This is a genomic window from Serratia sp. 2C06, assembly GCF_050037615.1.
GTDB classification, from domain to species: domain Bacteria; phylum Pseudomonadota; class Gammaproteobacteria; order Enterobacterales; family Enterobacteriaceae; genus Serratia; species Serratia ureilytica.
This window is the reverse complement of the sequence record NZ_CP188299.1, coordinates 3,282,334-3,305,848: the sequence shown is the minus strand read 5'-3', so window position 1 is coordinate 3,305,848 and position 23,515 is coordinate 3,282,334. Positions and strand designations below refer to the sequence as shown.

The window sequence follows — 23,515 nt, the reverse complement described above, 5'->3', positions numbered from 1 at the left end:
TTAATCATCTGTTGCTTCACAAAACCCCGTCGCTCGGGGTATGTTTGCCGCTCAGAATCCCGGTTTACCTCGTTTTACCGTCCGGCGCCCGATCGCCGGTGACGCGGCCGGTTTATTTTTCAGCTACGCTGACAGTTCCGGCGGGCTCAAGGGCAGCTACTTGTCAAAAATGAAAATACACGCGATCACCGCCCCCCTTTCCAAAGCGCGCCACCAACGCTGCTGCGAGTGCGACCTGCTGTTCGTGCTGCCGCCGCTCAGCGGCAATCAGGCCGCCTATTGCCCGCGCTGCAACGCCAAGGTGGTGAGCGGCCGCGACTGGTCGATGACGCGCCTGACCGCCATGGCGATCGCCATGCTGCTGCTGATGCCGTTCGCCTTCACCGAGCCGCTGATCAGCATCCGCCTGCTCGGCACGCGCATCGACGCCAGTTTGCTGGAGGGCATCTGGCAGATGAGCCGCCAGGGCGATCCGCTCACCGCCAGCATGGTGGCGTTTTGCACCATCGGCGCCCCGCTGACGCTGGTGCTGTCGCTGCTGTACCTGCGTTTCGGCCATGCGCTCGGCATGAACCTGCGCCCGGTGCTGCTGATGCTGGAGCGGCTCAAAGAGTGGGTGATGCTGGACATTTATCTGATCGGCATGGCGGTGGCGGCGATCAAAGTGCAGGATTACGCCGACATCCAGCCCGGCAGCGCGCTGATCGCTTACCTTTCGCTCACGGTGCTAAGCATCCTGACGCTGATACACGTCAATCTGGAGCAGCTGTGGGAGCGCTACTATCCGCAGGAACAGCCGGAAGGCCCGCCGACGGCGCTGCACATTTGTCTGTCCTGCCACTATACCGGCTATCCCGACGCGCGCGGCCGCTGCCCGCGTTGCCATGTGCCGATGTGCCATCGCCAGCCCTACAGCCTGCAGAAAACCTGGGCGGCGCTGATCGCGGCGATGATCCTGCTGATACCGGCCAACCTGCTGCCGATTTCCATCATTTACGCCAACGGCACGCGGCTGGAAGACACCATTTTCTCCGGCGTGGTCTCATTGGCCACCTCCGGCAACGTGCCGATCGCCGCCATCGTGTTCATCGCCAGCGTGCTGGTGCCCTTCACCAAGGTGATCGTGCTGATCGTGCTGTTACTGAGCATCCACTTCAAAACCTCGCACAGCCTGAAGACGCGCATTCGTCTGCTGCGCCTGGTCACCTGGATCGGCCGTTGGTCGATGCTCGATCTGTTCGTTATCGCCTTGATGATGTCGCTGGTAAATCGCGATCAACTGTTATCTTTTACTATGGGACCGGCCGCGTTTTACTTTGGCTCGGCGGTCATTTTGACTATTCTTGCCGTTGAATGGCTCGATAGCCGATTGATTTGGGATGCACATGCAACAGGAAACGCCGACTACACCGACTGAAGCGCGGGTCAAGAACAAACGCCGCATTTCACCGTTCTGGTTACTGCCGTTCATCGCCCTGCTGATCGCCGGGTGGCTGGTCTATAACAATTTCCAGGAGCGCGGCACCACCGTCACCATCGATTTCCAATCGGCGGCGGGCATCGTCGCCGGCCGCACGCCGGTGCGCTACCAGGGCGTTGAGGTCGGCACGGTGCAAAAAATCAGCCTGAGCAAAGATCTGCGCAGCATCGTGGTGGAAGCCAGCATCAAAAGCGATCTGGAAGACTCGCTGCGCGAAGGCACCCAGTTCTGGCTGGTGACGCCCAAAGCCTCGCTGGCCGGGGTTTCCGGGCTCGATGCGCTGGTCGGCGGCAACTATATCGGCATGATGCCTGGCAGCGGCAAGGAGCAAACCCACTTCACCGCGCTCGATACCCAGCCGAAGTACCGCCTGAACACCGGCGAGCTGATGATTCACCTGCACGCCGACGATCTGGGTTCGCTCAACAGCGGCTCGCTGGTCTATTACCGTAAAATCCCGGTCGGCAAGGTGTATGACTACACCATCAGCGAAGGCAACAAGGGCGTAACCATCGACGTGCTGATCGACCGCCGCTTCGCCAACCTGGTGAAGAGCAACAGCCGCTTCTGGAATGTCTCCGGCTTCAAGGGCGATTTCAGCCTGTCCGGCGCCACGGTGCAGATGGAGAGCCTGGCGGCGCTGGTCAACGGCGCCATCGCCTTCGATTCGCCGGCCGATGGCCAGCAGGCCAAGGGCGATCAGAACTATACCCTTTACCCGGACCTGGCCCACAGCCAGCGCGGCGTCAATATTCTGCTGGATCTGCCGAGCGGCAACAGTTTGAGTGCAAACCGCACGCCGCTGATGTACCAGGGGCTGCAGGTCGGCACCCTGACCAAGCTGACGTTGCAACAGGACAGCAAAGTCATCGGTGAACTGACCATCGATCCTTCGGTGGTCGATCTGATGCGCAGCGGCACCCGCATCGTGATGCGCAGCCCGCGCATCAGCCTCAACGACGCCAAGCTCAGCCAACTGCTGACCGGCACCACGCTGGAACTGGTGCCGGGTGAAGGCGAACCGCAGCAGCGCTTCAACGTGCTGGACAGCAGCGAAACGCTGTTGCAACAGCCGGGCGTGTTGACCGTCACGCTGACGGCGCCGCAAAGCTACGGCATCGACGTCGGGCAACCGCTGGTGGTGCACGGCGTGAAAGTCGGCCAAATCCTGAGCCGCACCTTGACCGCCGGCGGCGTGGTGTTCACCGCCGCCGTTGATGCGCAATATCGCGGCCTGCTGCACAAAGACAGCAAATTCGTGGTCAACAGCCGCCTCGATGTCAAGCTGGGAATAGACGGCATGGAAGTGCTCGGCGCCAGCGCGCAGGAGTGGGTAGACGGCGGCGTGCGCATTATCCCCGGCAGCAAAGGGGAGCCTGGCGGCCAATACCCGCTGTACGCCAACAGCGAAAAAGCCGAGGAAGGCATCGTCGGCAACGCCCCTTCCACCACCCTAACCCTCAGCGCCACCAGCCTGCCGGACGTGCAGGCCGGCTCAGTGGTGCTGTATCGTAAATTCCAGGTGGGCGAGATCGTCAACGTTCGGCCGAAGGCCAACGAGTTTGAGGTGGACGTCTACATCAGCCCGGAATACCGTAAGTTGCTGACCCGTGAAAGCATCTTCTGGGCCGAAGGCGGCGCCAAGGTGCAGCTCAACGGCAGCGGCCTGACGGTGCAGGCTTCACCGCTCAACCGCGCGCTGAAAGGCGCCATCAGCTTCGACAATCTGCAGGGCGTGACGCTGAACAAAGGCGCCAACCGCGTACTGTACGCCAGCGAAACCGCCGCCCGCGCGGTGGGCAGCCAAATCACGCTGAAAACCTATGACGCCAGCAAGCTGTCGGCGGGCATGCCGCTGCGTTACCTCGGCATCGACGTCGGCCAGGTGGAGTCGCTGCAGCTGGCGCCGGAGCGCAACGAAGTGTTGGCCAAAGCGGTGCTGTATCCGGAATACGTGCAGACCTTCGCGCGCCTCGGCAGCCGCTTCTCGATCGTGTCGCCGGAGATCTCCGCCGCCGGCGTCAGCAACCTCGATACCCTGCTCCAGCCTTATATCAACGTGGAGCCGGGCCGCGGGCGCGAGCTGCGCACCTTCGAACTGCAGCAGGCCAGCATCACAGATTCGCGCTATCTCGATGGGCTGAGCGTCGTGCTCGACGCGGCCGAAACCGGCTCGCTGCAGATCGGCACGCCGGTGCTGTTCCGCGGCGTGGAGGTCGGCACCATCACCGGCTTCTACCTCGGCGCCATGTCCGATCGGGTGCACGTCGCGCTGCGCATCAGCAAGAAGTACCAGCATCTGGTGCGCAACAACAGCGTGTTCTGGCTGGCGTCGGGTTACAACCTGCAGTTCGGCCTGACCGGCGGCGTGATCAAGAGTGGCACCTTCCAGCAGTTCATCCGCGGCGGCATCGCCTTCGCCACGCCGCCAACCATTCCGCTGGCGCCGAAAGCGACGCCGAACAAGCACTTCCTGCTGAATCCGGAAGAGCCGAAGGACTGGAAAACCTGGGGCACCGCCATTCCTCGCGATTAACTTTCGCGTTTTCCTCAGGGCCCGGCAATGCCGGGCCCTGTTTTTTTCCGCTTTATGATAAACTCTCGCCCTTGTCTTTATTGCACCCTGAGAGTTCGCCCCGTGGCCAAATCCACCGCCGTTTTTCTGCCCCCCGCTTTCCTCGACGCCACCCGCGCCATCATGCCCGCCGAGCTGGCGATGGACGATTTTATCGCCGCTTGCCAGCGCCCGCTGCGCCGTAGCCTGCGCGTCAACACGCTGAAGATCGGCGTCGCCGACTTCCTGGCGCTGGTGCGGGAGTACGACTGGCGATTGGAACCCATTCCCTGGTGCGCGGAAGGTTTCTGGATCGAGCGCGACGATGAAGAGCTGCGATTGGGCAGCGCCGCCGAACACCTGAGCGGTCTGTTCTATATTCAGGAGGCCAGCTCGATGCTGCCGGTCAGCGCGCTGTTCGCCGGCGGTGCAACGCCCCATCGGGTGCTGGACGTGGCGGCGGCGCCGGGCTCCAAAACCACCCAGATCGCCGCGTTGATGGATAATCAGGGCGGCATCGTCGCCAACGAATACTCCGCCAGCCGGGTGAAAGTGCTGCACGCCAATATCAGCCGCTGCGGCGTGAAGAATACGGCGCTGACCCACTTCGATGGCCGGGTGTTCGGCGCCGCGCTGCCGGAGAGTTTTGACGCCATTCTGCTCGACGCCCCCTGCTCCGGCGAAGGCGTAGTGCGCAAAGATCCGGACGCCATGAGCAACTGGTCGCCGGAAAGCGTCGCCGAGATCGCCGCCACCCAGCGCGAGCTGATCGACAGCGCGTTTCATGCGCTGGCGCCGGGCGGCGTGATGGTTTATTCCACCTGCACCCTCAATGCGCAGGAAAATCAGCAGGTGGTGCGCTGGCTGCTGGACACCTATGGCGACGCGGTCAGCGTCGAGCCGCTGGGTGAGCTGTTCCCCGGCGCCGACAAGGCGTTGACCGCCGAGGGCTTCCTGCACGTCTTCCCGCAGATTTACGACAGCGAAGGGTTTTTCGTCGCCCGCCTGCGTAAAAAACACGCCGTGGCGCCGTTAGCAAAGCCGACCTATAAAGTCGGTAAATTCCCATTCAGCCCGCTGTCCGGCAAAGAGGCGGCGCTGGTCGCCCAAGCCGCCGCGGTATCCGGCTTAACCTGGGGCGATGACAGCCGGCTGTGGGAGCGCGACAAGGAAATCTGGCTCTTCCCGGCCGAGCTGGAGCCGCTGTTCGGCAAAGTGCGCTTCTCGCGTATCGGCCTCAAGCTGGCGGAGCGCTTCCCGAAAGGTTTCCGTTGGCAGCACGAAGCGGCGATCGCTCTCGCGGGCGCCGACGGCAAACAGCATTTCGAGCTGGACGCCGCGCTGGCCCAGGAGTGGTATCACGGCCGCGATCTCTACCCTGAGCAGCCGCCGGCGGGCGACGAGTGCATCGTCACCTATCAGGGGCAACCGCTGGGCATCGCCAAACGCATCGGCAGCCGCATCAAGAACAACCTGCCGCGCGAGCTGGTGCGCGACGGCGCGCTGGATTTTCACCTGTAATCGCCCTGGCGCCGGGGAGCCGCTTTCCCCGGCGATAAATAAAGATAACAATATTCCCATCACCATTCGTTATTATTCTAATCATTTCACCATCACGTTATTTCACCCGCGCACGCTTGCCCTGTGCCAATTAAAAAGTTTTGACCTTTGATAAAGACAATTTCACGTTCTTATCCTATTAATTTAAATGTAAGTAAATAAATGCGTGCAACTCAGCTCTGGGTGGCGTTTTTGCGGACTTTCTCTGACATGGCAAGGAATCATGATGAAAAAAACTCTGCTGGTTTTGCTCTCGTTAACACCTCTGCTGTGCATCAGTGGCGCAGCCAACGCAGCGGGCACCATTCAGGGCACGGTGGGCGTGACAATGACCATCGGCGCCGGATGCGTGGTCACCGGCGGCAACAGTTCCGGCACCACCAACGACTTTGGTTCCATCAGTTTCGGCACCTACTCGTCTCTGGCTAACGTCATCACCGCCAGCGCCACCGGCAGCGGCGGCACCGGCACCTTGGGGCTGAACTGCACCACCGGCACCAACTACACCGTGGCGCTGGACAACGGCCTCAACGCCTCCGGCAGCCAGCGGCGCATGGCCAGCGGCGTGCCCGCCTACATCAGCTATAACCTCTACCAGGACAGCGCCCACGCCGTGCCGTGGAACAGCACTACCGGCGTGCTGACCGGCACCGGCACCGGCTCGGCGGTCCCGCTGATCGTCTACGGTCTGGTGCCCGCTGCGGGCACCACCCCGGCCGCCGGCGTGTACAACGATACCGTCACCATGACCGTGACCTGGTGATGCCTGCCGACACGGGGCGCCACCATGGCGCTCCGTTATTCATTAATGTAATAATATTCCTATCCACCCTCTCGTTATCTCAAACACGATTCCCCCTGATGTGTTTACGCTGCACTCAACCTGCGATCTCGCTTAAAAATAAATAAAGTTTTTAATCTTTCGGCAAGACATTCCCCCGTTCTTATTCTATTAATTAATCTGTAAATAGATTAATGCATTTGACTCATTTTTCGGGCTTTTTGGCAGGCTTCTCTACTACGGCAAGGAACCATGATGAAAAAGACTCTGGCGGCATTAACCTCGGCAGCGGTTCTGCTGTGCACCTCTGGCGCCGCCTTTGCGGCGGGCACCATTCAGGGCACGCTGGGCGTCACTTTAACCATCGGCGCCGGCTGCGTCGTTACCGGCGGCAACAGCTCCGGCACCACCAACAACTTCGGCTCCATCAGCTTCGGCACCTACTCGTCGCTGGCTAACGTCATCACCGCCAGCGCCACCGGCAGCGGCGGCACCGGCACCCTGGGGCTGAACTGCACCACCGGCACCAACTACACCGTGGCGCTGGACAACGGCCTCAACGCCTCCGGCAGCCAGCGGCGCATGGCCAGCAGCGTGCCCGCTTACATCAGCTATAACCTCTATCAGGACAGCGCCCACGCCGTGCCGTGGAACAGCACCACCGGCGTGCTGACCGGCACCGGCACCGGCTCGGCGGTCCCGTTGATCGTCTATGGTCTGGTGCCCGCCGCGGGCACCACCCCGGCGGCAGGCGCGTACAGCGATACCGTCACCATGACCGTCACCTGGTAAGCATGACGCGCCTGGCCGTCACCTGCATGCTGCTGTCGTTGGCAGGCGCTTGCCGCGCCGACGTCAGCACTGCGACGGTCGGCGTCAGCGCCACCTTGGTCAAATCCTGTGTCGCAGGCACCACCAGCGGCGGCAACACCACGTTCGGCACCTTTAACTTCGGCACGGTTTACTTCCTCAATACGGCAATAAAAGTGACCGGCCAGGCGAACGCCGGTGCACTGCAGATCAACTGCAACAACGGCACCAGTTACACGGTGCTGCTCAGCGGCGGACAGAGCGGCAATACCGCTTCGCGCTATCTGCAAAGCGCGGCGGGCGCCCGCGTGAACTACAACCTGTATACCAGCGCCAGCTACGCCACCGTCTGGGATAACGTCACCGGCGTGACGCAGACCGCCACCGGTCAAAGCGTCTGGCTACCGGTGTACGGCATGATTCCGGTGCAGGCGACGCCGGCGACGGGCACTTATACGGACACGGTACAGGTGACGATAAATTGGTGATTAACGGAACGCTGCGCACCCTGCTGCTGACGGCGCTGTTTGGCGCTCCGGCGGCACATGCCGATACCGTCAGCCAGGGCTTCACGGTCAATGCTTCGATCATCAAAGGCTGCGTGCTCGGCAGCGGCGTCACCAACGTTACCTCGTTCGGCAGCATGAGCTTCGGCCAGGTGGCGTCTTTAAGCAGCCCGATAAAAATTGTCTCGAGCGCCGGCGCCGGCTCAATCCTTATCCGCTGCAACCCCGGGCTCAGCGTCACCCTGGGATTGAACGTCGGCAATAACGTGACCGGCTCCATCGCCGGCGGACGCAAGCTGTTGAACTCGGTCACCTCGGAAACGCTGATTTACCAGCTCTACCAGGATGCCAACTACGCCGTTTTGTGGGGAGACGGCGGCAACGGCGGCGCCGCCCAAACCGTCTCCTCCACCGGCAGTACGCAGGAAATAAAAATCTACGCCAGTTTAATGGCGAGCAGCACCTTGCCCACCAGCGGCACCTACAACGATACGGTCTTAGTGACGGTGAGTTATTGAGCTTTTAAAAGGATCACATTATGCGTACTACTCTGCTTCGCCTGCCTCTGCTGGCAGGATTGTTGTTAGCCGGCCAGCCGCAGGCCTTCGCCGCCGCCTCCATTCTGATTTGGCCCATCGATCCGGTTATTGAAGACAACCAGCAGGCGACGGCCCTGTGGCTGGAAAACCGCGACAGCAAGCCGGTTTACATGCAAATTCGCGTGCTGGGCTGGCAACAAACCGGCGGTAAGGACGATTACCGCAACCAGAGCGAGGTGCTCGCCAGCCCGCCGGTCGCCACCATTCTCCCCGGCAAACGCCAACTGATTCGCCTGATCAAGCAGACGCCGGCCGCCGCCGGACAAGAGCGGGCTTACCGCATCCTGGTCGATGAAGTGCCGATCAAAGATAAAGATGGCGCAGCGCCCGACAAAGGCGCGCAGATGGGGCTGAAATTCCAGATGCGTTATTCGGTGCCGCTGTTCGTCAGCGGCAAAGGCGTCTGGACCAAGCAAGACTTCGAGCACCCGCGCGACTACGCCACCGCCAACCAGCCGAAGCTCAGCTACCGGCTGCTGCAACAAAACAGCCAGCGCTGGCTCGACGTGCGCAATGACGGCATCGTGCATGCTCGTCTGTCGCAGGTCAGCATTCAGGGCAAGCCGCTCAACAACGGGCTGCTGGGCTATGTGCTGCCGGGTTCGCAAATGCGTTTCGCCCTGCCGCCGTCGGGCAGTTTTGCCGCCGGCAAGCTGCAGGCGATGGTCAACGACAATAAACAGCCCGTAACCCTCCCGTCTTACTGAGCCCGAGGCGCAGGTGATGCGGATGTCGCCATCGCCCTCACGCGGCATGCAGCTCAAGCCGCTGGCCCTGGCCGTACTCTGTATGGCGGTAGAACTGTGCCCGCCGCCTGCCGCCGCCGACGATTTGCCACCGCCGCCCCGCGCCGTCAGCATGCCGGATACCACGCTGTATCTGGAGCCGGTGGTGAACGGCCGCCCGACCGGCAAAGTCGTGCCGGTCGCCTACCGCGGCGGCCATTACTATTTAACGCCTCAGCAGCTGATCGATGCCGGCCTGCCGGTGACGGACAAACAGGTGAAAGAGATCGCCGTCGATCAACTGGATAAGGTCGACGTCACCTACAGCGGCGAAACGCAGCAGTTGCTGATCTCGGTGCCCAACGATTGGCTCCCCAGGCAAACCCTCGGTGACGCCAACCCGGAGCAGCGGCTGCCGGCGCAAAGCAGCCTGGGCTTCTTGCTGAATTACGACGCCTACGTCAGCCAAAGCGGCGGGCGCGGCAATCCGGGCTATTTTTCCGCCTGGAGCGAACAGCGCCTGTTCGACGGCTTCGGCGTTATCGCCAACACCGGCATTTTCCGCAGCAGCTTCAACGGCGAGACCGCCGCGCAGCAGAACAATCGCTATATCCGCTACGACAGCAGTTGGCGCTACAGCGACGACGACACCATGCTCAGCTACACCGCCGGCGATCTCACGACCGGCTCGCTGCCCTGGACCAGTTCGGTGCGCGTCGGCGGTCTGCAGGTAGCGCGTAATTTCGCCACGCGGCCGGATCTCATTACCTACCCGCTGCCGCAGTTCTCCGGCCAGGCCGCCGTGCCGAGCAGCGTCGATCTGTACATCAACAGCTATAAAAACACCTCCGCCAACGTGAATCCCGGCCCGTTCACCCTGAATACCGTGCCCTACATCAACGGCGCCGGTCAGGCGACGGTGGTGACGACCGATGCGCTCGGCCGCCAGATCAGCACGACGGTGCCGTTCTATGTCGCCAGTTCGCTGCTGCAGGCCGGGTTGAGCGATTTCAGCCTGTCGGCAGGCGCGCTGCGCCAAAACTACGGTTACCGATCCGCGGACTACGGCCAGTGGGTGGCCAGCGGCAGCGGGCGTTACGGCGTCACCAACTGGCTCACGCTCGAAGGGCGGGCGGAAGGTGCGGCGGAGTTGGCGGTCACCGGCGCCGGCGCTGGCGTGCGCATCGGGCAGCTAGGGGTGCTCAACGCCTCCTACAGCTACAGCCAGGCGGGCCGCGACGCTTTCAACGCCCCTCCGGTCACGCCGCGGTATTACGATCCGGTCACCGGCCAACCGGTGCAGCAACCGGATGCCGGTCCGGTGTATCAGTACGCCGGCCGCCACGGCGATCAAACCAGCCTGAGCTACACCTACAGCAATCAGTATTTCAGCCTCAACGCTCAACGGGTGCTGCGCAGCGCGGACTTTGGCGATCTTTCCACCTACAAGAGCAGCTATCGGCTGAGCCGCCGCACCGATCAGCTGACCGGCAGCATCGGCCTGAGCCGCTTCGGCAGCCTGGGCGCCGGTTATTTCGACGTGCGCGACGCCATCGGCCAGCGCACTCGCCTGGTCAACCTGTCGTACAGCCTGACGCTGTGGCGCAACATCAGCCTGTACGCCTCGGCGAACCGCGAGATTGGCGGTGACGGTTACAGCTCTCAGCTGCAGATCAGCATTCCGTTCGATACCTGGGGCACCGCCAACGTCAGCACCGCCCGCGACGCCGGCAACCGCTGGAGCGAACGCGTGGCTTACAGCCGCGCCGCGCCGACCGACGGCGGTTTCGGTTGGAATCTGGCCTATGCCGGCGGCCAGGGCAGCAACAGCGATTATCGTCAGGCGGATGTGACCTGGCGCACCTCGCTGTTGGAAACCCGCGCCGGGCTGTATGGCAACCGTAACGACTACACCCGCTGGGGCGAAGTCAGCGGTTCTCTGGTGGCGATGAACGGCGGCGTTTATGCCACCAACACCATCAACGATGCCTTCGCGCTGGTATCGACCGACGGCTACGCCGGCATTCCGGTCAGCTACGAGAACCAGCGCATCGGCGTCACCAACGACAAAGGTTATCTGCTGGTGCCCACCGTCACCTCGTATTACCACGCCAAGTTCCAAATCGACCCGCTCAATTTACCGGCGGACGTTAACCTGCCGGCGGTCGAAAAAACCGTCGCCATCCGCGATCACAGCGGCTACCTGGTCGAATTCCCCGTCCAGCGCATGTCCGCCGCCGACGTGGAGCTGGTCGATGCGCAAGGCAAACCGCTGGCCAACGGCAGCCAGGTGGCGGTGCTCGGCGGCAATCAACAAAGCTACGTCGGGTGGGATGGCATGACCTATATCGATCCGGTGCAGCAACACAACCGGTTAAGCGTAATCCCGGCCGACGGCGGCCCGCCGTGCCAGGTCAGTTTCAGCCTGGCCAACCCGCAGGGGTTGCAACGCGTCGGCCCTCTCGTCTGCCAGTAACACACGGAGAAGAAGAATGATGTCTCGGCAAGTGAAAATCTTTTTGGCGGCGCTGCTGTTGATGTGTGGACAACGCGCGCTGGCGGACTGCGCCACCACCAACGGCACGGTTACCCTGCCCAGCAGCAACTCCTTCGCCGTCTACAACGGCCAGATAAGCGCCCAAGGCACCGCGGGGCTGAACTGCACCGGGCTCGGGCTCAATTTGCTGACGCAAAACACCGTCACGGTCAAGATCGCTTCCACCACCAACAACATGGCCCTGCTGAACGGCAACGGCTCAGGCGATAAAATTTCTTATTTGATCTACCCGGATTCGAACTACCAGTATCCGTATAGCGTCGGCCAGACCATCGATTACAGCTCGCTGAATCTGCTGTCGCTGATCCTGATCTCTTCCAACGTCAACTTTCCGGTGTATATCAAAACCGTCGTCGGCGCGAACGTCAGCGCCGGCACCTATACCGATACCATCAACCTGGTGTGGAACTACCATATCTGCGGCCTGGGCCTGATAGGGCTTTGCATCTGGTGGGACGGCACCAATCAACCCAGCACCGTGACCGTCACCGCGGTCATCACCAAGAGTTGCCTGATCAACACCGCCAACAACGTCAACTTCGGCAGCATGGCCTTAGTGGGGCAATTCAATCCGATCAACCAAAGCATCACGCTGACCTGCACCAAATCCCAGTCTTACAGCTCCTATTTCACCAACGGCAACAATCCGATCACCGGCTGGCGGCGAATGATCAGCGGCACCAGCAACTTCCTGCAGTATCAGATCTATTTGCCCAATACCAGCACCGTGTGGAGCAGCACCAACGCGCAAAGCGGCACCGGCACTGGCCTGGCGCAAAGCATCCCCTTTACCGCCGCCGTCAATCCGGCGCAGACCGAAGTGCCGGTCGGCACCTATCAGGATAACGTCAGCTATGTCGTGACTTACTAGCGCAGCCGCTAGCCGCCCGGCACGAATGTTGCCAGAATGTATTTTTTATGTGGCATTTTTTGCTAATTTGGTTATGCTCATACCGATGACCTTACTGGTCTAACCTCCTACCACATCATTGAGCAAGGAGTTCCCATGAGCAAAACCGTCGTAAAAATTGGCAGCTTCGAGGTCGATGACGCGCATCTTCACGCCACCGCCGACCGTGCAGGCACCCTGAGCATCCCCTGCAAGTCCGATCCGGATCTGTGCATGCAGCTCGACGGCTGGGATGAACACACCAGCATTCCGGCCATCCTCAACGGTAAGCAGTCGCTGCTGTACAAGCAACACTACGATCGGCAGACGGACGCCTGGGTGATGCGGGTGGCATGAAAATGTATCCAGTCGGCTGACGACGCGCTGCTTTCATCAGAAACAGCGCGTTTTTTTATGCGATGGCGATGCCGCGGCCGGCAAAGAAGTGGGCGAAGCGGTTGAGTGACAGCTGTACTCGCTCGCGCGTCGCCGGGCTGTCTCCCGAAGGATTATGGAAGGTCACGCTTTGCGCATCGGCGGCGGTGATCAACACCAGATGCCCGCCCCGCTGCGGCGGTATGCTCTCGGGCCGGCGAATGGCGGGATGCACCGAGGCGATAAAGTAGCGGCATTCATGAAGCAGCGCCGGCACATCGGCGGCCGCCAGCCCCACCTTCACCTCCGCCTGCAGCGCGAACTGCTCGCGCACGTACTCGACGAACGGCGCGTAAATCAGTCCTTTTATCCGCTCGTTCTCACGCACATAGGCGCCATAAGGCAGGCTGCGGCGCGCCAGTTCCAACAGCGGCGGCGCTTCGCCATCGCGGTGGCCCAGCACCATTTTCAGGCAGGCCATGCCGCACACGTGGTTGGCCCACTCGACGTACTCCGCCCGATCGCGGGCGCCGCTGCGCGCCCAATTCTCGTCTTGCGCCAGCGTCGCGCGGCCGGCGATCAGATCGGCGGCCATCTCCGGGCTCGCCCACTGGCACTCGTAGGGAACGGCGCGCATCAGTTTAGAACTTGTCGACGACTTTGAAATTCATCAGCACCAGCGTCATGTCCGGCGAGAACAGATCGTACTCTTCGAAGAAGCGCTGCAGCTCTTTGCGCCAATGCGCCAGCGAACGATCGCCCTCGCCTTCGGCAAAGGCGTGCGCTTCATCGACCTGATCGTACGTTTTCATTTCCACCGCGGTCAGCTCAACCGCGCAGACCGGCTCTCCCTTGCCGTCCACCACCAGGAACCGATCGCCGGCCTGTGGGATGCCCTCGCCGTCCAGGTTGGAGCAGGTCGCCGTTTTGGTGCCGTTCAAAATCAATTGGACCACTTCATCGGCCTGCTGTTCGGTATCGCCGAACGCCCAGCGCTCAAGGTGCTCGTATTTCTGTGGAATTGCCGTCGCCATGATTATACCTTTTGGAAAAATGCCTCAATGCAGACAGGATAGTACAACGTATTGGCGGCCGTCTGCATCCGTCACAAGCGCGACTGCGCGTTATGCCAGCGCCGTCTTTACGAGTTTTTACCGTTCTTCGCTGTGCCTTCAGCGCTACCGGGCGCATACTGTGAACAGTATTCACTCAATGGCAACGCCAGGCGGCAACATGCGGCAAGACGATTTCGATGCTGACGATACCTTCAGCGATTTACTCAACAGCGTCGCGTTGGCGACGCTGTTGCTCATCGCCATCGCCGGCGGATGGTATTTCAGTTAAGAGAGGGCGACGTGGCGACAAAACGCATGGGCAACAAGCTCAGTAAAATGGTGGTGGTGCTGCTGCTGATCTGCCTGGCGTTGCTGCTGTTGCGTTGGGCAGCGATAGCGTTCGGTTAATCCCATAAAACGACGCCGGCCAACCGCCGGCGCCCTGCTCACCGCCGCGGCGCCGCGGCCGGTTCCAGTAACTCGCGCAAATAGGCAAGACGCGCTTCCCCCTGTGGCAACCAGCGACGGCACAGCCAATGTTGCGTTTCACCCGTGCGGCTGAGGCGGTAGTACTCCGCCAAGGTTTCGACCCAGTTCATGTTGTGATCTCCTGCTTTTCGACACCGCAAGTATTGAGCGCAAAAACCAGAAGAAATACTGATGGCTTGTTTTTTATGCTTCCTGTTTTTGGCCGTCGGTAGCGAAGCCGCAGTTCAACTGCTACATTGGGCGAAAATCAACCCACCGAGGTGTAGGCCATGACGTTCTCGGAACAGGAGATTAAACCCGTATGGGATGAAGTCGCGCGCCTGATCGGCGACAGCGTGATGCAACTGCGCCATCGCGGCGAGGCGCTGTCGGTAGAAACGCTGGAGAAACATCTGGCGCGGCAGCTGGCCGAGAGCAACGACATCGAACGGCGTATCCTGCTCGGCGCCGCCATCAACATGCTGAAAGGCGGAAAATGAATCGCCAACCGAAAAGGTTGGCGATCCGACAGAAGCCCGAGGTATGCAAGCCCGGCCTTCTGCGCGCTACTATGTCACGCTAATATGACGTAATTAATAGGAATTGTCGGGTTTTTGCCCAAAACGCCCTATTTTTGTTGCCTGCCTTACGCCAACACGAAATCGCCGGCATCCAGCGGCTGCCCCACCACTTTCACCAGGAAATCGTTGCCGTCAAAGGCGCCGCCCAGGTTGATCGCCACATCGCTGACGTGATTTTGCGCATCGTAGCTCAGCTTCGCCTCGCCCGCCTTGCCGCTGAACTGATCGACGAAGCGGATGCCGTCGGCGCTGCCGGTGTTGAACAGCGTCAAATCGATCTTGTCCTCGCCGCGCACGAAGTCGCGGATCCAATCCGGCGCCGCCGCCGTCGACTCATCCGCCGCGAAGTAGACGAAGGTGTCCTTGCCGGCGCCGCCCCACAGCTGATCCGCCCCTTTACCGCCGTACAACACGTCATCACCCGCGCCGCCCTTGAGCACGTTATCGGCGGCGTTCCCGACCAGCACATCGTTACCCGACCCGCCGATGGCGTTTTCAATCGTTACGCCCGCCGCGATCGACACGTTGCCTTTCAGGCCACCGACGTCCGAGAACGCCTTTTCATTCAGGTTGATGCGCTGATTTTGGCCAAAGCCGGAGAAGTCGAAGGTGTCGTTGCCGCCGGCATCCCAGGCGGTGAAGATTATCTTGTCCTGCGCGCCGGTGGCGGTGAGGAAGTCGCGATCGGTGTTGGAATTGAAACCGTAAACCGTGTCGCCGGTGCGGGTGTTCATGTTGGCGCCGTAGAAATGCTGGATCGCCGTGATGTCATTGAGCAACGGCCCGGAAGAGTACGCGCCTTTAAAGTCCTGCCCGGTGTTGCTTTCGCTGAAATAGCTCATCAGGCTGTGGGCGCGGCTGTCTTCGAAGTAGGTCGCGTCTTTAGCGTAGGTGATGCTGACGCCCGGCGCGGCGTTATAGTCGCCCGGGTGCTGCAACCCCAGCGCATGACCGATCTCATGGGTGAAGGTCTGGCGGCCGTACTCGTTTTCATGGATCTGGTTGTTGACGAAGGTGTGGTTCTTGGCGTTATACCAGGTTTGACCGGCGACCGAAGGCGATGAATCCGGGTTATACGCAAAGGCATAGGAGCCGCGCGAGCTGTAATCGAACAGACCGAATTTGATGTTGGCGGCGGCGGTGTTGCTGGTCTCGGTGAAGGTGATGTTGGCCACGTCGGACCATGACTGCAGCGCCAGTTTGGCCTGCTCGCGCTGTTCCGCGTTAAAGCTGCTGAAGCCGCTGATGCTCATGCTCGACATATTGCCCGGCGCCTTTTCCCAGAAGCTGTAGGTCAGGGAGACCGGCTTTTCGGTCACGCCCTTGTCGTGCCAACTGCGATCGCCGCGCACCAGTTCCAGGCCGGCATTCTCGAACGTTTTCGACGGATGAAGCACGGTAATGGTGTCGTCTTCATCGGGTTTATAAGCGCCCAGCAGGGCTAATACGCCTTCGGCCTTAACGGAAGCATTGCTTGATGACATAACCTTATCTCCATATTCGTCAATTCAATCGGGGTGATGCCCCAACTGGCGGATTGCCTGAACGGCAGCGGCCCGGTGTTGAATCAATACGGGGATATCGGTAATGCGCTGGCGCCTTCCATCGGCACTCTGAATGAGAACGATAATCCCTTAAGAGAAGAGAATAGACACATTTTACCGAGAACAGATTTTTCTTATCAAAAGTGTGACAGGGATTTTCCGCCATGCGAATGATTTTCAAGGTAATAATCAGCATTATCACGATGTCGAAAAAAGTATAAAAAAACCGGGGCAATCCAACCCCGGCTATCCATAACACACTCTGGACTCAGACTAACCAACCGAGCAACAGCGTAGCGCCAATGACCGTGGAAGCGCCGCCGATGCGCGTAGCGATTTGGGCGAACGGCATCAGCCCCATGCGGTTGGACGCCGACAGGATCGCCACGTCGCCGGTGCCGCCCAGGCCGCTGTGACAGCAGGTGACGATCGCCGCTTCCACCGGGAACATCTTCAGGTAAGGCGCAATCAGGAAACTGACCAACCCCATCGACAGCACCACCGAGCCGCAGACCACCACATAGCCGACCGAGAACACCGCAACCACGCTTTCCAGCGGCACGTACAGCATGCCCAGACCGATCATCAGCGGCCACACCAACGCGGTGGAGACGAACTTATAGAAACTGTGCGCGCCGGTCTCCATCGAGGCCGGGATCACCCGGCAGTATTTGCACAGCACCGCGAACAGGATCATCAGCACCGGGCCAGGGATATGCACGATATGCTCGAACAGGCCGCCGACGATAAAGAAGGCGCAGATCACCAGCAGCCCGCCGCCCATCAGTTGGAAATCGACGTTGCCGCTTTGTTCCTTGATGGCGAACATCGCGTTCTCCTGCGCCGAACGGATCAGCATGCCGTCGCCGCTCAGCGCCTTGCGCTGCATGCCGATGCGCGCCAGCACCCCGGCGGTCACGATGGCGAAGATATTACCCAGCACCGCCGCCGGCGCCAGCTGCGCGACGTAGACGTCCGGTGTCGATCCCAGGATCGCCGAATAGGCCAGCGACAGCGGTAAAATGCCCTCGCCGATGCCGCCGCCGATGATCGGCACGATGATAAAGAAGAAGGTGTGATAGAAGGTGAAGCCGAACAGTTTCCCCACCAGCAGCCCGGTGATCACCGCCGTGACCGTGCCCACCACCAGCGGCACGAACATGCGAATCATCCCCTGGATCAGGATCACCCGGTTCATGCCGAGAATGCTGCCGACCACCAGACTGGCGATGACGAAATAAAGCAGGTTGGCGTCTTTCATCAGCAGATGGACGGTGCCCATGACGTTGGGCTGGAACACGTTGAAGTAGACCAGCACCGACGGCACCATCAAACACAGAATGGCCGGCCCGCCGATATCGCGCAGCACGGGAATGCTTTTACCCAACTGCGCCAACGCAAAGCCCAGCGTCATTATCACCGCCAGGCCGCCGATCATATTCTTCGGCAGGAAGTTGGCGTAGGCGGAAATCGCCACGATGGCGCAAATCGTGATAAACAACGCGATCGGCACCGCACCGATATCTATTTGACGAAGTTGATTAATTAATCCTGATGATTCGGACGATGCCGTATTTTTATCACAGGCAATTTCTGCATTTATCTGTTTCATTATTCACCCTGCTGACAAGCGTACAGTACGGTTAGATTCACCTGGCGCAACAATCCCGCCATAGCCAAGTGAAAACAACTAATTACAAAAATCCTATTGCGGATTTCGCTTTTTCTAATAAGAAATAAAACAGTAGACAGCACTGACAATATGATAAAAAATAAAAATGCAAAACTAAATTACGCTGAGGGAATTCAATATTGTGACCCTCCGCCAAGGTTGGTTTTAATTAATTATCGTCAGCATTTTGTAATTAAAGTAATCAGGCTTAAATTCGCTGCTATGCTATAGGAGGGCGAAAAAGCCCCCTGCTTTATTAATAAAGAACCGGAAACGCCATTAGCTGAATCCGGTCAGCTTGATCCGAACCTTAATCCTGCGCGCGGCACCGCACGGGAAAAAGGCATAATATGACTCATAAGGAAGTAGAATATGTCTTCACGCGCTGTTACCCCACAAACCCTCGCTCGCTACGGCATCCATCAGGCCGCCGACATCGTCTATAACCCCAGCTATGAATTGCTGTTCGCCGAAGAGACCCGCGCCGACCTGCCGCCGCTGGAACGCGGCACCCTCACCCAACTGGGGGCGGTCAACGTCGCGACCGGCGAATTTACCGGCCGTTCGCCGAAAGACAAATACATCGTGCGCGACGACACCACGCGCGACACCGTCTGGTGGTCCGACAACGGTACCGGCAAGAACGACAACCAGCCGCTGTCGCCGGAAGTCTGGCAGCATCTGAAGACGCTGGTGGGCAACCAGCTCTCCGGCAAGCGTCTGTTCGTGGTGGATGCCTTCTGCGGCGCCAACGCCGATACGCGCCTGAAGGTGCGCTTCATCACCGAGGTGGCCTGGCAGGCGCACTTCGTGAAAAACATGTTTATCCGCCCAAGCGACGCCGAGCTGGCGGACTTTGAGCCGGACTTCGTGGTGTTGAACGGCGCCAAATGCACCAATCCGGACTGGCAGCAGCAAGGGCTGCACTCGGAAAACTTCGTCGCTTTCAACCTGACCGAGCGCATGCAGCTGATCGGCGGCACCTGGTACGGCGGCGAGATGAAGAAAGGCCTGTTCTCGATCATGAACTATCTGCTGCCGCTGAAGGGCATCGCCTCGATGCACTGCTCGGCCAACGTCGGCGAGCAAGGCGACGTCGCGGTGTTCTTTGGCCTGTCCGGCACCGGCAAAACTACCCTCTCCACCGATCCGAAACGCCAGCTGATCGGCGATGACGAGCACGGCTGGGACGACGACGGCGTGTTCAACTTCGAAGGCGGCTGCTACGCCAAAACCATCAAGCTGTCGCCGCAGGCGGAGCCGGAAATCTATCAGGCGATCCGCCGCGATGCGCTGCTCGAAAACGTCACCGTGCGGGCCGACGGCAGCATCGACTTCGACGACGCCAGCAAAACCGAGAACACCCGCGTCTCTTACCCGATTTATCACATCGAGAACATCGTCAAACCGGTGTCCAAAGCCGGCCACGCGCGCAAGATCATCTTCCTGACCGCTGACGCCTTCGGCGTGCTGCCGCCGGTGTCGCGCCTGACGCCGGAGCAGACCCAATACCACTTCCTGTCCGGCTTCACCGCCAAGCTGGCCGGCACCGAGCGCGGCATCACCGCCCCGACGCCGACCTTCTCCGCCTGCTTCGGTGCCGCGTTCCTGACGCTGCACCCGACGCAATACGCTGAAGTGCTGGTGAAACGCATGGAGGCCGCCGGCGCCCAGGCTTACCTGGTCAACACCGGCTGGAACGGCAGCGGCAAGCGTATCTCGATCAAAGATACGCGCGGCATCATCGACGCCATCTTGAATGGCGACATTGAGCAGGCCGACACCTTCACGCTGCCGATCTTCGGGCTGGCAGTGCCGACCGCGCTGCCGGGTGTCGATCCGTCGATCCTCGATCCGCGCAAAACCTACGCCGACGAATCGCTGTGGCAGGAGAAAGCGCAGGATCTGGCGCAGCGCTTTATCGATAACTTCGCCAAATATACCGTCACCCAGGCGGGCGAAAAGCTGGTGAACGCCGGGCCGAAGCTGTAACGCAGACGTTTAGCATCCTGCTGTTTAAGGGCCGAACTTTCGGCCCTTTCTTGTTTTCATCCTTCCGCCAGCAAACCCGGCATCACCAGCGCCACCGCCGCCGCGATGCGCTCGTCGATCGCGCTGCCGGGCGGCAACAGCCCCAGCGTCATCTGCCGCAGCGGTTCGGCGATGGTCATCGCCAACAGCAGATCGCTGGTTTGCGCCCAGTCACGCTCACGCAGCCACCCGCACTGCTGCTGGCGCCGCAGCCAGTTCGCCACCGTCGCCCGTCCGCGCAGAATGCCGTTGCGCTGATAGCTGTCCAGCAGCGCCTCGCGCCCCGGAAACTCGCTTTGCAGCAGCCGAAACATCCCCACCGCTTCGGCGCTCAATACCTGCTGCGCCACCGCCTTCAGCCCTTTTTCCAACAGCGGCGCCACCGCCTCCCACCGCCCGGCATCCTGGGCGAAGGCCGGCTGAAACGCCTCGGTCCAGCCGCTCACCGCCTGCGCCACCAGTTCGTCGCGATTGGCCGCAAAGCGATACAGGGTTTTTTTAGCCACCCCGGCGCGTTTCGCCACCGCATCCACCGTTGCCGCGGCATAGCCGCCGTCGAGCAACAGCGCCAGCGTCGCCTGCGCCAGCGCAGCGCGCAGCGCCGTTTCCGGCGTGGCCGGCCGGCCGCGAGCACGCAGCGGTTCTTCATTCGGGTTCGCCATATTTATTCCTCACAAGCATTGACAGACTCAGCATAGCGGCATAGTTTTATTTTGGAAACACAATTCGTTTCCAAAATAAAACAGGAACCCATTATGACACATCCTTCCCTGCTGACGCCGTGGGGCGTTAACGATATCAACGAGTTGCTCAAACCTGAACCGCTGCGGCTGGAGATGGGGCTGAGTCGCAGCGCCGACGGTTTGCTGACCGTCGCGGTCCGTACCGATCTGCACGGCTGCAAGGGGCGCATGCTGGACTGGTGGTTCACCTTCTTTGAGAACACGCAGCACATCAACTGGTGGCACCCGCACGATCACGTTGAACATCGCGGCTGGGACCGCCATTGGAAAAAAGGGGAAAGCTACGTCGGCGCCAGCATCGAAGCGGTCGAATGGCTGGCGGAGCTGCCACCGGTCGCGGCGCGCCTCAAATTCCACGCCGCCGAGGACTTCTTCGCGCCGCAACCGCTGCGCCAGGCGCGTGACGCGCAGGCGCTCTCCGCCGCCGTGTGCGCGCGCATCGGCTTCGGCGACCAGGTGGCGTTGGATGACAACGGCGATCCCTGCGACGGCGAGATGCTGCATCTGGCGCGCGATACGCCCTACGGGTGCGTGCTGCGCAGCCGTTTCCTGCTGGGTAAAGCCTGCGCCAACGCCCACGACGAACTCTCGGACGACATCGGGTTTAACCTGATGCGCCACTGCTACAACGAGTTCAGCTATCTGGCGCAGTTCCTGCCGTCGCTGTACTACGCCGAAAACGGCCGCGAGCCGGCGCCGTTGCTCTGGTAATGCATCAGCGGGGACCTGTTAATTTTTCGCGATATCGCTATAGTGATTTTCATCGTTTTCCCCTGCGCTCATGACGGAGACATCATGGAAAATCCCTGCTATAGCGGCGGCTGCCTGTGCGGGCATATTCGCTTTCAGGCACGCGGCCTGCCTGGCAATCCGCACAGCTGTTCCTGCGATTTTTGCCGCCGCCACTCCGGCGCGCCGACGCTCTGCTGGGTCGAATTTCCGCGTCAGGCCATCGAGTGGAACGGCCCGGGCGGCATGCCCACACTCTACCGTTCTTCACCCTATTCCAGCCGCGCCTTTTGCCCGCGCTGCGGCAGCACGCTGGGGGCGATCGACGACGAGCCGACGGTGGCGCTGGCCACCGGCAGCTTCGATCGGGCCAATCTGCCGGAGCTGCGCCCGACCTCACATGCGTTCGCCGATGTTTGCCCCGAATGGTGGCGTATCGACGGCATGCGCTGAGCGCCTCACAGTTCCCGCTGAAATCAATTGATTGTTTTGTCGTATAAATTTAGAACTGACGAACAATAATTCAAATGTATGGGAACGGGGATGAATCAACAGACTCTCGACGCGCGCCGGTCGCGTCAGGCGTTGCTGGCCGGCTCGGTCGGCAACTTTATCGAATGGTATGAGTTCGGGGTATACGGTTTTCTGGCCACCGTCATCGCCGCCAATTTTTTCACGCTGCAGGGTGAAAATGAAATCACCAGCCTGATCCTCACCTACGCCGCCTTCGCGCTGGCATTTTTCTGCCGGCCGATCGGCGCGGTGATCTTCGGCCGTATCGGCGATCGCATCGGCCGTCGTCCGACGCTGATTGCGGTCCTGCTGCTGATGACGCTGGCGACGGCGTTAATCGGCGTCATGCCGACTTATGCCTCGATCGGCGTCGCCGCCCCGCTGCTGCTGACGCTGCTGCGTATGTTCCAGGGGCTGTTCGCCGGCGGCGAATTCGGCGGCGCCGTGTCGCTGATGACCGAGTTCGCCCCAAAGGGCAAGCGCGGGCTGTTCGGCGCATGGCAATCGCTGACCGTCGCGCTCGGCCTGTTGGCCGGCGCCGGGCTGGTGGCGCTGCTGGCCGCGCTGCTGAGCGTGCAGCAGTTGCATGACTGGGGCTGGCGCATTCCCTTCCTGCTGGCGCTGCCGATGGGCGCCGTGGCGCTGTGGCTGCGGCTCAAGCTTGAGGAAACGCCGACGTTTACTCAGGCGCAGCAACATGCGGAACACGCTATCACCCCACCGGAAGTGAAGCTGGGCGGCGTGGTGAAAACCATTCTGGTCGGCATCGGCCGCATGATGGGCTGGTCGGCCGCCGGCTATACCTTCCTGGTGGTGATGCCTTCCTATTTGCAAACCTCGCTGCACGCCACCTTCCAGCAAGCGCTGGTGGCGACGGTGCTGGCCAACGTCGGTTTCGCCCTGACCATCCTGCCGGCGGGCATCATCAGCGACAGGCTGGGACGAAAAACGGTGATGCTGACGGCGGTGGCGGCGGTGATCCTGTTCACCTTCCCGCTGCTGCACCTGTTGCAGGATGCGCAGAGCTCACTGTGGATCAAAGGACTGGCGGTCATGATCGCCGGCGCCGTGGTCGGCCTGCTGGCCGGTCCCGGCCCGGCGATGCTGGCGGAGATGTTCCCGACCCGGGTGCGCTATACCGGCCTGGGGCTGGCTTACTCGCTGTCCAATGCGGTGTTTTCCGGCTCGGCCGGGCTGATTATCACCGGCCTCATCAAACAGACCGGCAATATCGACATTCCCGCCTACTATGTGGTCGCCACGTCGGTGGTCAGCCTGTTTGCGCTGATGACGCTGCGCCGCGACGATCATCTGCGCTCGCTGAACGAACGTTAATCCTCCGG

Annotated in this window: 23 protein-coding genes; 17 read left to right on the top strand and 6 right to left on the bottom strand. The window is 60.8% G+C overall.

The features are described 5' to 3' along the window. The first annotated feature begins 169 nt into the window (after positions 1-169). The 11 genes from yebS (at position 170) to ACP3TA_RS16380 (ending at position 12,818) form a co-directional block, all read left to right on the top strand. The gene (gene yebS / locus ACP3TA_RS16430) at positions 170-1,417 is read left to right on the top strand and encodes a membrane integrity lipid transport subunit YebS (RefSeq protein WP_033644263.1); all 1,248 of its coding nucleotides are present in this window, start codon (positions 170-172) and stop codon (positions 1,415-1,417) included. Next, positions 1,386-4,016 carry a PqiB family protein gene (locus tag ACP3TA_RS16425; RefSeq protein WP_089195483.1) on the top strand — a complete coding sequence of 877 codons (2,631 nt, stop codon included), beginning with the start codon at positions 1,386-1,388 and terminating at the stop codon, positions 4,014-4,016. Before yebS ends, ACP3TA_RS16425 begins: the two co-directional genes overlap by 32 nt. A 102-nt stretch (positions 4,017-4,118) precedes the next feature. Beyond that, positions 4,119-5,555, top strand: a complete 1,437-nt coding sequence (gene rsmF / locus ACP3TA_RS16420) for a 16S rRNA (cytosine(1407)-C(5))-methyltransferase RsmF (protein WP_206195920.1) — start codon at positions 4,119-4,121, stop codon at positions 5,553-5,555. A 265-nt stretch (positions 5,556-5,820) separates the two neighbouring features. Beyond that, positions 5,821-6,357: a Csu type fimbrial protein gene (locus tag ACP3TA_RS16415; RefSeq protein ID WP_033652487.1), complete on the top strand. Its 537-nt coding sequence runs from the start codon at positions 5,821-5,823 to the stop codon at positions 6,355-6,357. A 273-nt stretch (positions 6,358-6,630) separates the two neighbouring features. After that, positions 6,631-7,167, top strand: coding sequence for a Csu type fimbrial protein (locus tag ACP3TA_RS16410; protein WP_033642840.1), 537 nt, complete (start codon positions 6,631-6,633; stop codon positions 7,165-7,167). 2 nt (positions 7,168-7,169) lie between these two features. Beyond that, positions 7,170-7,673, top strand: a complete 504-nt coding sequence (locus ACP3TA_RS16405) for a Csu type fimbrial protein (protein WP_033642839.1) — start codon at positions 7,170-7,172, stop codon at positions 7,671-7,673. Then, positions 7,667-8,209 carry a Csu type fimbrial protein gene (locus ACP3TA_RS16400; protein WP_033642838.1) on the top strand — a complete coding sequence of 181 codons (543 nt, stop codon included), beginning with the start codon at positions 7,667-7,669 and terminating at the stop codon, positions 8,207-8,209. Before ACP3TA_RS16405 ends, ACP3TA_RS16400 begins: the two co-directional genes overlap by 7 nt. A 20-nt stretch (positions 8,210-8,229) precedes the next feature. Beyond that, on the top strand, positions 8,230-8,997 hold the full coding sequence (locus ACP3TA_RS16395) for a fimbrial biogenesis chaperone (protein ID WP_046686936.1): 768 nt from the start codon (positions 8,230-8,232) through the stop codon (positions 8,995-8,997). Between the two features lie 22 nt (positions 8,998-9,019). Beyond that, on the top strand, positions 9,020-11,491 hold the full coding sequence (locus ACP3TA_RS16390; RefSeq protein ID WP_423153192.1) for a fimbria/pilus outer membrane usher protein: 2,472 nt from the start codon (positions 9,020-9,022) through the stop codon (positions 11,489-11,491). 16 nt (positions 11,492-11,507) lie between these two features. After that, complete coding sequence (locus ACP3TA_RS16385) at positions 11,508-12,443, top strand: Csu type fimbrial protein (protein WP_169539546.1); 936 nt, start codon at positions 11,508-11,510, stop codon at positions 12,441-12,443. A gap of 135 nt (positions 12,444-12,578) precedes the next feature. Further along, positions 12,579-12,818: a YebV family protein gene (locus ACP3TA_RS16380; RefSeq protein ID WP_033652110.1), complete on the top strand. Its 240-nt coding sequence runs from the start codon at positions 12,579-12,581 to the stop codon at positions 12,816-12,818. 55 nt (positions 12,819-12,873) lie between these two features. Here ACP3TA_RS16380 and ACP3TA_RS16375 read toward each other — a convergent pair whose 3' ends face one another. Continuing rightward, positions 12,874-13,473 carry a C39 family peptidase gene (locus tag ACP3TA_RS16375; RefSeq protein WP_046686935.1) on the bottom strand — a complete coding sequence of 200 codons (600 nt, stop codon included), beginning with the start codon at positions 13,471-13,473 and terminating at the stop codon, positions 12,874-12,876. A gap of 4 nt (positions 13,474-13,477) precedes the next feature. Then, positions 13,478-13,870: an ASCH domain-containing protein gene (locus ACP3TA_RS16370; protein WP_033638276.1), complete on the bottom strand. Its 393-nt coding sequence runs from the start codon at positions 13,868-13,870 to the stop codon at positions 13,478-13,480. A 336-nt stretch (positions 13,871-14,206) separates the two neighbouring features. On the opposite strand from ACP3TA_RS16370, the gene yniD reads away from it, so the two are divergent. Further along, positions 14,207-14,299, top strand: coding sequence for a small membrane protein YniD (gene yniD / locus ACP3TA_RS16365; protein WP_016928013.1), 93 nt, complete (start codon positions 14,207-14,209; stop codon positions 14,297-14,299). A 38-nt stretch (positions 14,300-14,337) separates the two neighbouring features. On the opposite strand, the gene ACP3TA_RS16360 is transcribed toward yniD, so the two are convergent. Then, positions 14,338-14,490 carry a hypothetical protein gene (locus tag ACP3TA_RS16360; protein WP_162882321.1) on the bottom strand — a complete coding sequence of 51 codons (153 nt, stop codon included), beginning with the start codon at positions 14,488-14,490 and terminating at the stop codon, positions 14,338-14,340. A gap of 159 nt (positions 14,491-14,649) precedes the next feature. Between ACP3TA_RS16360 and ACP3TA_RS16355 the strand changes: the two genes are divergently transcribed. Further along, positions 14,650-14,859, top strand: a complete 210-nt coding sequence (locus ACP3TA_RS16355) for a hypothetical protein (protein WP_033642834.1) — start codon at positions 14,650-14,652, stop codon at positions 14,857-14,859. Between the two features lie 146 nt (positions 14,860-15,005). Here ACP3TA_RS16355 and ACP3TA_RS16350 read toward each other — a convergent pair whose 3' ends face one another. After that, on the bottom strand, positions 15,006-16,424 hold the full coding sequence (locus ACP3TA_RS16350; RefSeq protein ID WP_046686934.1) for a serralysin family metalloprotease: 1,419 nt from the start codon (positions 16,422-16,424) through the stop codon (positions 15,006-15,008). Positions 16,425-16,752: 328 nt separating this feature from the next. After that, positions 16,753-18,096: a 2-hydroxycarboxylate transporter family protein gene (locus ACP3TA_RS16345; RefSeq protein WP_033642832.1), complete on the bottom strand. Its 1,344-nt coding sequence runs from the start codon at positions 18,094-18,096 to the stop codon at positions 16,753-16,755. Between the two features lie 432 nt (positions 18,097-18,528). On the opposite strand from ACP3TA_RS16345, the gene pckA reads away from it, so the two are divergent. Beyond that, positions 18,529-20,148, top strand: coding sequence for a phosphoenolpyruvate carboxykinase (ATP) (pckA, locus tag ACP3TA_RS16340; RefSeq protein ID WP_033642831.1), 1,620 nt, complete (start codon positions 18,529-18,531; stop codon positions 20,146-20,148). Positions 20,149-20,204: 56 nt separating this feature from the next. Here pckA and ACP3TA_RS16335 read toward each other — a convergent pair whose 3' ends face one another. Beyond that, positions 20,205-20,849 carry a TetR/AcrR family transcriptional regulator gene (locus ACP3TA_RS16335; protein WP_108680579.1) on the bottom strand — a complete coding sequence of 215 codons (645 nt, stop codon included), beginning with the start codon at positions 20,847-20,849 and terminating at the stop codon, positions 20,205-20,207. Between the two features lie 93 nt (positions 20,850-20,942). Between ACP3TA_RS16335 and ACP3TA_RS16330 the strand changes: the two genes are divergently transcribed. The 3 genes from ACP3TA_RS16330 (at position 20,943) to ACP3TA_RS16320 (ending at position 23,507) form a co-directional block, all read left to right on the top strand. Further along, positions 20,943-21,641: a DAPG hydrolase family protein gene (locus ACP3TA_RS16330; protein ID WP_197780475.1), complete on the top strand. Its 699-nt coding sequence runs from the start codon at positions 20,943-20,945 to the stop codon at positions 21,639-21,641. Between the two features lie 84 nt (positions 21,642-21,725). Continuing rightward, entirely contained in the window at positions 21,726-22,112 is a 387-nt protein-coding gene (locus ACP3TA_RS16325) for a GFA family protein (protein WP_033642828.1), read from the top strand. 90 nt (positions 22,113-22,202) lie between these two features. Next, entirely contained in the window at positions 22,203-23,507 is a 1,305-nt protein-coding gene (locus ACP3TA_RS16320; RefSeq protein WP_033652105.1) for an MFS transporter, read from the top strand. Positions 23,508-23,515: the final 8 nt, after the last annotated feature.

What these genes read in the sequence shown, in the direction of transcription:
- yebS (WP_033644263.1), top strand. Translation starts at nt 170, where the DNA reads ATGAAAATACACGCGATCACCGCCCCCCTTTCCAAAGCGCGCCACCAA.
- ACP3TA_RS16425 (WP_089195483.1), top strand. Translation starts at nt 1,386, where the DNA reads ATGCAACAGGAAACGCCGACTACACCGACTGAAGCGCGGGTCAAGAAC.
- ACP3TA_RS16415 (WP_033652487.1), top strand. Translation starts at nt 5,821, where the DNA reads ATGAAAAAAACTCTGCTGGTTTTGCTCTCGTTAACACCTCTGCTGTGC.
- ACP3TA_RS16410 (WP_033642840.1), top strand. Translation starts at nt 6,631, where the DNA reads ATGAAAAAGACTCTGGCGGCATTAACCTCGGCAGCGGTTCTGCTGTGC.
- ACP3TA_RS16405 (WP_033642839.1), top strand. Translation starts at nt 7,170, where the DNA reads ATGACGCGCCTGGCCGTCACCTGCATGCTGCTGTCGTTGGCAGGCGCT.
- ACP3TA_RS16395 (WP_046686936.1), top strand. Translation starts at nt 8,230, where the DNA reads ATGCGTACTACTCTGCTTCGCCTGCCTCTGCTGGCAGGATTGTTGTTA.
- ACP3TA_RS16390 (WP_423153192.1), top strand. Translation starts at nt 9,020, where the DNA reads ATGTCGCCATCGCCCTCACGCGGCATGCAGCTCAAGCCGCTGGCCCTG.
- ACP3TA_RS16385 (WP_169539546.1), top strand. Translation starts at nt 11,508, where the DNA reads ATGATGTCTCGGCAAGTGAAAATCTTTTTGGCGGCGCTGCTGTTGATG.
- ACP3TA_RS16380 (WP_033652110.1), top strand. Translation starts at nt 12,579, where the DNA reads ATGAGCAAAACCGTCGTAAAAATTGGCAGCTTCGAGGTCGATGACGCG.
- ACP3TA_RS16375 (WP_046686935.1), bottom strand. Translation starts at nt 13,473, where the DNA reads ATGCGCGCCGTTCCCTACGAGTGCCAGTGGGCGAGCCCGGAGATGGCC.
- ACP3TA_RS16370 (WP_033638276.1), bottom strand. Translation starts at nt 13,870, where the DNA reads ATGGCGACGGCAATTCCACAGAAATACGAGCACCTTGAGCGCTGGGCG.
- yniD (WP_016928013.1), top strand. Translation starts at nt 14,207, where the DNA reads ATGGGCAACAAGCTCAGTAAAATGGTGGTGGTGCTGCTGCTGATCTGC.
- ACP3TA_RS16360 (WP_162882321.1), bottom strand. Translation starts at nt 14,490, where the DNA reads ATGAACTGGGTCGAAACCTTGGCGGAGTACTACCGCCTCAGCCGCACG.
- ACP3TA_RS16355 (WP_033642834.1), top strand. Translation starts at nt 14,650, where the DNA reads ATGACGTTCTCGGAACAGGAGATTAAACCCGTATGGGATGAAGTCGCG.
- ACP3TA_RS16350 (WP_046686934.1), bottom strand. Translation starts at nt 16,424, where the DNA reads ATGTCATCAAGCAATGCTTCCGTTAAGGCCGAAGGCGTATTAGCCCTG.
- ACP3TA_RS16345 (WP_033642832.1), bottom strand. Translation starts at nt 18,096, where the DNA reads ATGAAACAGATAAATGCAGAAATTGCCTGTGATAAAAATACGGCATCG.
- pckA (WP_033642831.1), top strand. Translation starts at nt 18,529, where the DNA reads ATGTCTTCACGCGCTGTTACCCCACAAACCCTCGCTCGCTACGGCATC.
- ACP3TA_RS16335 (WP_108680579.1), bottom strand. Translation starts at nt 20,849, where the DNA reads ATGGCGAACCCGAATGAAGAACCGCTGCGTGCTCGCGGCCGGCCGGCC.
- ACP3TA_RS16330 (WP_197780475.1), top strand. Translation starts at nt 20,943, where the DNA reads ATGACACATCCTTCCCTGCTGACGCCGTGGGGCGTTAACGATATCAAC.
- ACP3TA_RS16325 (WP_033642828.1), top strand. Translation starts at nt 21,726, where the DNA reads ATGGAAAATCCCTGCTATAGCGGCGGCTGCCTGTGCGGGCATATTCGC.
- ACP3TA_RS16320 (WP_033652105.1), top strand. Translation starts at nt 22,203, where the DNA reads ATGAATCAACAGACTCTCGACGCGCGCCGGTCGCGTCAGGCGTTGCTG.